Source organism: Marisediminitalea alba, from assembly GCF_002993365.1.
In the GTDB taxonomy this organism is placed as follows: domain Bacteria; phylum Pseudomonadota; class Gammaproteobacteria; order Enterobacterales; family Alteromonadaceae; genus Alteromonas; species Alteromonas alba.
Genome location: NZ_PVNP01000061.1, coordinates 1 through 8,315 on the forward strand (window position 1 = coordinate 1; position 8,315 = coordinate 8,315).

General features: G+C 45.6%; 6 protein-coding genes and 1 pseudogene. 2 read left to right on the forward strand and 5 right to left on the reverse strand.

The window, feature by feature from the left end; all coding sequences use genetic code 11:
* Nucleotides 1-226 (forward strand): annotated as a pseudogene (locus C6Y40_RS24930) (IS91 family transposase); the annotation flags it as partial.
* 487 nt (nucleotides 227-713) lie between these two features.
* Here the strand turns inward: C6Y40_RS24930 and C6Y40_RS25155 are convergent.
* The 5 genes from C6Y40_RS25155 to C6Y40_RS07785 form a co-directional block, all read right to left on the reverse strand.
* Nucleotides 714-1,136, reverse strand: coding sequence for a glucosaminidase domain-containing protein (locus C6Y40_RS25155; protein WP_377939713.1), 423 nt, complete (start codon nucleotides 1,134-1,136; stop codon nucleotides 714-716).
* Between the two features lie 546 nt (nucleotides 1,137-1,682).
* Entirely contained in the window at nucleotides 1,683-2,846 is a 1,164-nt protein-coding gene (locus C6Y40_RS07770) for an MFS transporter (protein WP_100972757.1), read from the reverse strand.
* A gap of 215 nt (nucleotides 2,847-3,061) precedes the next feature.
* Nucleotides 3,062-5,185 (reverse strand): TonB-dependent receptor family protein, encoded by a 2,124-nt coding sequence (locus C6Y40_RS07775; protein WP_020745975.1) that lies wholly within the window; start codon nucleotides 5,183-5,185, stop codon nucleotides 3,062-3,064.
* Between the two features lie 196 nt (nucleotides 5,186-5,381).
* Nucleotides 5,382-5,687, reverse strand: a complete 306-nt coding sequence (locus C6Y40_RS07780; protein WP_024024471.1) for a 2-oxoglutarate and iron-dependent oxygenase domain-containing protein — start codon at nucleotides 5,685-5,687, stop codon at nucleotides 5,382-5,384.
* Nucleotides 5,688-6,100: 413 nt separating this feature from the next.
* Complete coding sequence (locus tag C6Y40_RS07785) at nucleotides 6,101-7,894, reverse strand: sensor histidine kinase (RefSeq protein WP_105934095.1); 1,794 nt, start codon at nucleotides 7,892-7,894, stop codon at nucleotides 6,101-6,103.
* A gap of 107 nt (nucleotides 7,895-8,001) precedes the next feature.
* On the opposite strand from C6Y40_RS07785, the gene C6Y40_RS07790 reads away from it, so the two are divergent.
* Nucleotides 8,002-8,315: BLUF domain-containing protein (locus C6Y40_RS07790; RefSeq protein ID WP_105934096.1), on the forward strand; the 314-nt coding region annotated here is incomplete at its 3' end.

The following is an 8,315-nucleotide window of genomic DNA, read 5'->3' on the forward strand; positions in this document are numbered from 1 at the left end:
ATTCAATATTGACATCACAGTCTGTGAGGCTTGTGAAAAAACCAACGTCAAAATTATTACTTGTATTACGGATCCGGCTGTTATCCATAAGATTTTGGCGCACCTTGACAAGCAGACTCTTCTTGAAGCAAAAAACGATTCTCTAATGCCGCCACTTCGAGCTCCACCAGCCACAGCCTCATTCAGTGACTACATCATTCAACGCGACTTCGATTTTGGCGCATGAAGCACAAAAAACAGACCATCACTTGAACATGCAACATGTTGAGGTAAGGGCTTTCACATATCTCATTGCGGATTTCAGTACCAAAGACCAGTTATATTGCGTCTATCTTGATGACAACTACTTCACTGATTCCTGAAAAGTACCCATTTGACACACGTGCAACTGGCCTTAAATACAGCTGACACAGTGGGTAGTACATAGCGTTAATATTTCTTATAATCCTTTTCAGGGGTTTCACGTTGCCCTGTAAAGGTGACATAGATAAGCGGTTTGCAACTTCTATCGATGATGGCGTAGGGCTTTGCTGTCGAGTCTGTTTTCATAGTGGCGAGCATAAATTTAATTTACGATATATACGCATAGTTTTCGTTTATGGTCTTAATGTTGCGAGGCGCTTTTTCAACTAGTGCTTTGCACGATTTATCACGTTTTCATAGGGAAGCTAAGGCGAATAGGAAAGCGACGGCGAACCGCATTGGTCCGCCATCTAATCTGATGCCGTATCAAAGCGTGTTAGATCGTTGAAGGTAATCATGTCACGCAACTCTTTTCCATACTCCTCACCACGTTCAGAGTATTTGTTTAAACCGTGGGTAAGCGGTAACCCAGAAATAACAAACCCTTTTTCCCTAAGTGATTGGCGAATAGTGCGAAGCGGTTTGTAGGCATCATGACGATTTAAATTCATCATGTAGCTTTCGACCGAATCTGCTGGTGAACGAAAGTCGGCGACCTCATGGGCTTTTCCTTTATCACGAGACTGGGGAACAATGCCGCAGCCTTTGGTAAAGCACCATTGGCCAAAGAAGTTGTTCCCTTGTTTAGCAAAACGAGACGTGCCCCACGCACTTTCGTTTGCAGCCTGAGCGAGTGCTAATGAAACGGGCACCACATCCGCGCGACGCAACAATAATTGACAAGCAGACTCTTGTTGTAGATCGGCATCGTCAATCCGATACTTGGTTAAGTAACTTTCTAGCGAGGCCGCGTCACTGTTACCCTTATCGCATATTTTTTGAATTTGTCGTCTATCTGCGGCTAGTTGCTTATTAGCATCAACGATTATAGGGGTAAAATAATTGAAGAACGCGGTTTTGCGCTCTGGCCCAGCAGCGTAGGCAGTAAAATCAGGTGCTAATTCCTTGGCGAAAAAAATAAACCATACAGCTACACTAAGCAGTAGTGCGGAGCCTAAAAAAACAATATATTTAAAGTTTAGAATTGAATTCTTCCTTTTGATTAGTCAACGTTGTGATACTTAAGCTGTACCATAATTAATGGAAATATAGGTTAACCGCCTGAATACTTTATACAAGTTAAACTTAATATAGAAAATAAGCACGGTACGCTGTATAAAAATCGCGTAAAAATTTCAAACTGAGTGCACACTCGGTCTTGTGTACAACGATCTATTAATAAAGTGCACTCAGCAATGAAAAAAGGGGTTGCAACTATGTTAGCCGTAAACGCCCTTTGCTTTACTTTTCAGCTTAATACTGGCGATTAGCATATAAATGCTGGTGGCGAGGAGACAAGTAAATAAGTAACCCATCAGGCCTTGTTCACGCAGTATAAAACCATCGGCTATAATGGGTCCTGCAACTGAACCAAGACTATAACTGAAAAGCATAATCTGAGTAGCCGACACAATGTAATGGGCATCAAGGTTGTCGCAAGCAAGGTTGATGGCAACCGGATATAGGGCAAATAGGGCCATTCCAAGAAGGAATAGACCGGCGCCCAGTGCATATAAACCTGCAAAGGACAGTGTAAGAGAAATAGCAGCAACGCCCAGTAAGCAAAACAGGGCCATTAGTAGAGTTCTGGATAAATAGCGAGATAACATAGGGATCAAAGGCTGAACAGCCATTGCCCCAAGAATGACCAGCGCCATCAATCCTCCCAAGTGCTGATGAGCAATACCTCGCTGTATCAACTCTAGGGGCATTAAGCCGTAAACAGCACCTAGCGTTAACCCTGATACAATACATCCCATTATTGCAGCGTGATTGAGCTTGGTGATTTGCTTAAACGATAGTGGTGTGATTTCCGCGCTACTGGGCTGATCGCTTTTTATAAGCAGTAATACACCAACAGCAAAAAGTAGCGCAGTAAAAATGGCGACAAAAGGCATCACACCGTGAACGCCAACAAAGCCAAGGCAAAGCTGTCCTAACGAGCTGCCACCATAGAACGCTCCCATATAAAGGCCCACGCGCTTGGCGCGGTCGGCTTCATTACCATGTAATAACCAAGACTCAACAACAACGAATACACCTGCAACGGCAACGCCAGCAACGAACCGGGCAAGCAACCAAACGCTGGCGTCAGGGATTGCAGGCATTATGGCAATAGTAGTGATGAGCGTACCTAAACACCAAACAAATCCGTTTCGGTGTCCCAAGCGGGTAACCAAAGGCTCAATGGCCAACGCACCGAGAAGAAGGCCTGCATAAAAGCTACTTGCTAACCAACTGGCCAGCGACGTATCAAGGCCATAGTGCGTTAGCATAAGTGGAATGAGGCTCATTAAATAGCCTGACGCTATCGCATACATTGCCAGGGCAATCACCGGCGCTGAAATGCGTACTTTAGGCTCTGTAGACAATGTGTTTTCCAACGTTAAAGCCCCTGCAATCCGCAACTGCGTTCTAATGGCTATTAATTATTTGCGGGAATATGAGGGAATTTAACGGCGAGGTAAAACAAAAAGAAATGGTCGTAAAGAGCGATTTTATTACATGTTGAAGTGTGGAGGTGGTCTGAAAAGACGCTGGTTATAAGCGCGCACCGCAGGGCCAAGTTATCGCCCCTGCTTGCTTACAATTTTGCTATTTACATTTGAAAGCGTACGCCTGCAAATACGGTTCTTTCGAGGGCAGGTTCGATACCATCATTTCTCACGCGAGAATAATAGTTCTCGTCTAAAAGGTTATTAATGCCTCCATATACTGCCCATTGCGAATCGATACGATATTCAGCGGTCAGGTCAACAACTTCATAGGAAGGAATTAGCGCGGCTATTTCATCGATGCCTGTTCCTCTAGACGCATTCGAGTCTTGCCAAAATTGCTCGTCTACCATTGTCGCAGTAAGCGCGACATCAAGCTTTTCCGTGTTGTATATAAACCCGGCGCGTAAAAGATACTCCGGTGCAAAAGCGGTGGTATTTCCAACCAGGCTCTCGTTAAGGGAAGAGACGATTTCGGCATCAAGCAACGAGCCATTGGCAAAAATTCTAAAACTTTCGTCAGCACGACCCGCAAAAAGGTCGTAGTCGACGCTAAACTCTACGCCTTGATGGCGAGAGTCGCCAGAGTTCACTCGCTCTATGTCAGCGATATTTACCTGAATAGTTTCAATTTTGTCGTCAAAGTCGATTCTAAACGCGCTCACGTCAAGTACAAGACCATCAACAGGCATGGCGCGGTAACCAAATTCATAGTTCATTGCACTAGAAACATCGGGGCCATTTGAGCTGGCGAGTTCTGAATTGGGGTTGGCCAAATCATCAAATCGTTGAGGGCGATAAGATTCAGAAACGTTTGCATAAAGCTCACTGATTTCGTTGAGCTGATACATCATGCCAAGACCGAGTAGCAGTTCATTTTCAGTCTCGTCTACGTCGATAGGATCTCGGTTTAGACTTGGATTTTTAGTCAACTCTTCTAAGTCGTAATTAACGCGCTCATAACGTAGGGTAGGTACCACACTCAATTTATCGAATTTGAATAAATTTTCGATAAATACGGCGTTATACGTCATTTTACGGTCTTGATCGAATAGCAAGTCAGCGGCGTTCTGTTGGTTAGAGCGAATATCGCTACTGACGTGACGAGTTCTTGGGCTATCTCCCCAGTAAGAGGTTGTCCCCACAGTCAGCACATTGTTGTCGCCCCAGGCTTGCGCATAACGGGCGTCGAAGCCCCAATTATCGAATTCTTGTTGATCAATATTTGTGGTAGCAGGCTCATTCTCAGGCTCAGAAAATTGCCCAGAACGGCGACTAAAGCGGTCCATGTATGAATACCAGACATTCGCGTCAAGCGTCGCACTATCGCTAATCTTCTGCGCAAAAGTAAAATTAGCCAGTACTTGTTCTATCTCAACACGATTGAATGGGGTTAATGTTTGATTGCGGTCTTGTTCAAATTCCGTCGTACTCAAACGACCTGCTTCACCAGAGTCTGAGTTGTATACATCAAGTTCGAAACCAAGGCGAATGTCGTCAAACCCTTCATAAGCCACACTAACGTGGCCTGATGTTACATCGAAATCTTCATTATCTCGAGGGCCGTCGGCCGAACGGTGGTCTACCGATGCAAAGAAACCGAAGTCTCCAGTTGAAGTGGCAAACTCATTATAAGTGCTATATAGCCCATTGCTCCCGAGTGCTTGATCGGTTCGAAAGCCCGTATCGCGGCCTACTTCTGCGCGCTTGGTAATAAAGTTTACCGTCGGCCCTATTTGTGGACCGTAAATTAAACCCGACCCGCCGCGAACGAATTCTATGCGCTCAATACGCTGTGCTGGCGGCATGTAGTAGATGGTAGGGTATCCGAAAAGGTCTGCGGCTAGGGGAATATTGTTTTGAAAAAAGCCCACGAACTCAGACTCATGAGGGTTTCCTAAGCCGCGGTAGTTCACATTGTAAAAACTGGGGATGGCTTGATCTGAAACGAAGAGCCCCGGCAGCGTAGAAAACATCTGTCTTAAGTTTGGCTCAATGAAGTTAGGCATTTCATCAAGCTCTACCACTGAGGTCTTTTTGCCCTCAAAGATTTTGCCAGAATCAACGGCAGCCATGGTGCGTGGAAATGTTGAATCGCTATTTCCACTAATGGTGATACGCTCAATATCGTCTGGCGCTATAGCCGCCATTGCGGACGCGCTCGACAGTCCCGCTAGTGCAAATGCTATCGCTTTACCCAATTTAGATACTCTACTTACATTTCTCATAAATTTACCCTTTAATACTCTAAATACAAATGATAATGGTTCGTATATGATATATATAATTGTTTTTTTATCAACAAAAAATTCGAAGAATAAAATCTATTTAACAAAAATGCTTATGAACTAGATGATTGCCCACTCAGAGGGCGCTAGCAAGTCTCCTAGCGAAACGTGAGAATCCAGGAGTGGCTGTTCCCTTTCAAATTCCCAGGACGAAGCTACGCATAGTGAAGGTTTCTTTGATATCTGCCGGAGCGGTGGGATCCAGGTTTTCCTCCAGCAATCCCTGATAACCAAAGTTTTCCTGAGCAGAGCGATAACCGCAGCGGGATTTGGTTTGCTGATCGCCGGTAAAAAATACACGGCTGACCGCATAAACTTCCGCTAATAATGTCGGCTCTATACCAATGTCGCTGATTTGCATAAACCCAGACTGGCTTAAGCTCTTGTGGATTGCCTGCGCCGGGGCAGGATGTGGATAAAAGGGGATGACAGGTAAGGTCATTTTTGCTCTCTTTAAAAAATGGGTGACAATGCCGCGTCCGCTCAATCGAGGCGCAGACGCATGAGTTAAGTTAAAGAGATTTTGTGTTACCAGCCCACCAGGCCAGGCACCAGTGGAAGAAGCCGTAACTGCATGGCAGTAAATTAAGCTTACTAAAGTGAGGAATGCTCGCCGGCTGTTTGACACAACCGTGAGCCAGTACCGTGAGCAACGACATTAAATCGATCAGCAATCCTAAAACACCGCATGTAAAGCGGTGTGATGTCATACTCATTGATTGAAAAAACGAAGTGGTTGCCACGCGCCTGCTCTGTATATGGTATAAATAAAATACTACACGGCAGCCGGTTAAATGCAATGGGAAAATTATCGGTAAAACCCAATTGAAGCATGCTCCGAAATCGCCTTAAAACTCAATCAGCCTGCGCGTTTTCCTGCTTTAATGGCAACAACAAAGTAAACTCGGTAAACACACCGGGTTCGCTCTCGCAGTGAATCGAACCATCCAGTCGCTGCATAATGTTATACACCACCGATAAGCCAAGCCCGGTTCCCTCGCCGATGGGTTTGGTGGTAAAGAAGGGCTCAAATATTTTCTGCTGGATGTCGGCCGCCATGCCGGGGCCGTTATCCCTAATTCGAATGTGCAGCATATTATCTATCTCTGCAGCGCTTATTTGAATAACCGGCTCAGCCGTATCCGCCTTTTCCATTGCCTGCACAGCGTTTTTAATCAGATTCACCAGTACTTGCTCAATGAGACCGGAGTGCGAATGTAACACGCCATTAAACTCAACATCCCGCTGGATACTGACCTTGTTGTCCAGGTCATATCGCATCATCTTCAGAGTGTCGTCCAGCAGCACAGAGAAATCACAAACCTCTTTTTCTCCGGTCTGATTATGAGAAAAAGAGCGTAAGTCGCTAATGATATTTTTAACCCGTTGCAGACCATTAAAAGAATCAGCGACGATTGCTCTGATATCTTCCAAAATAAACGGTATACCCGCCTGCTCCTCAAATTCACTGAGACTTTGTTTGAGATGAGCCGCTTTTTGATCCTGCTGAATGTCTATGGCAGTTAACAGCTCACTCTGCATGGACTGCAACTGAATAATGTTATCCAGATAGCTATCCATTGAGGAGAAGTTGCTGATCACAAATGACAGTGGATTATTAATTTCGTGAGCGATGCCCGCTGCCATACGCCCGATACTGGCGAGCTTTTCGTTGTGTGCCAATGCCTGTTTAGTGGATTTAAGCTCCAGCAGCGTATCCCGCAGACGGGTATATTGTTTCTTCAGGCTCGACTCAGCCTGTTTGCGCTCTAACAACACCGTAAGCTGCTCGGCGGCCTTATTGATAATCGTAATCTGCTTCATGGAAACCCTATCCATCTCCTGTTCGGGGATCAGGTAAAGCAATAAACATACTACCCGTTTATACACCACGATAGGGAAAGCCAGATAACTGCCAATACGAGTTGTTATAAGCTGAGTAACCGGCTCCAGCCCGCCGCTTTCATCGAGCAGGTGAATTTGTGGGTGCTGTTCCTCAATGGCCTGAGCAAGGCTGGCCGGCAGCCCGCCCTCTGATAACAATGCCTGCATAGTTTTTGCCAGATCGTTGCTGGCAGTATCGGAACCGCGCACCCGAAAACGCGATGTGTTTTCCAGGTAAATTTCGAAACTGCAGTGGGCATGGCATAATCTCGCCAGCGCATTTGAGAAGGTTGAAAGCAGCGCCGTGAGCTTTTCGTCGCCTCGTGAAAAGCGTGTGATACACACCAGCAATTCTGTTTCTGCATCGTGCTGACGGTAGGTGTTTTCAATATACTCAAAAGTGGCCAGCTCCCGTTTGAGCACACTGGCATTAAACTTGGCTTTCGCTTCAGACGCCGTTAAACAGGCATTGATTTGGTACTCTTCCAGCCAGACTACTTCGTCCAGTTGCTGAGTGGGGTTATGCATAAGAATGATACGGGTATCCTGGTTAACCAGCCCCTGACGAATATACTGGGCTACCGACTGACAGAGGGAAATATCATCATCGGAGCCTACACAGAGTATAACCAGTGAGGGCTTACAACTGCGCAGTGTCTTTTTAGCGTTTCTCAGGCTGGTTAATTTTTCGCAGTGCATTGTGTTATCCGGCAAAAATGCCGCTAAGTCTGGACTCTGACCAACCAAAAACACTGGATTTTCCATACATTTACCCAACACTACCGTTTCTGAAAACTCTGCTATATTTGAAAGATAGTCGTTGCCTGCAGTTACGCAAACAATTACGCAGTTTAGAAAAAAGGAAAGTAAAAATGAAGTTAGTGAGATTGGTGTACTACAGCCATGCCTCGCGGGAAATGTCACTTAGCGATCTGAAATCCATTCTCGACACCGCCCGCCGTAACAATCAGGCCGAGGGCATTTGCGGTATGCTTTCTTACGAACAACAATATTTTTTGCAGGCGCTGGAAGGCGAACGCAGCGCCGTTAACGAGCTTTACCTGGATATTGCTGATGACCCCCGCCATGACGAAATCACTATTATCAGCTATGAGGAAATCACCGCCCCTATTTTCAAACAGTGGAAAATGGGCTACGCCGGCGGCAGTGCCGAGTTTACTAAATT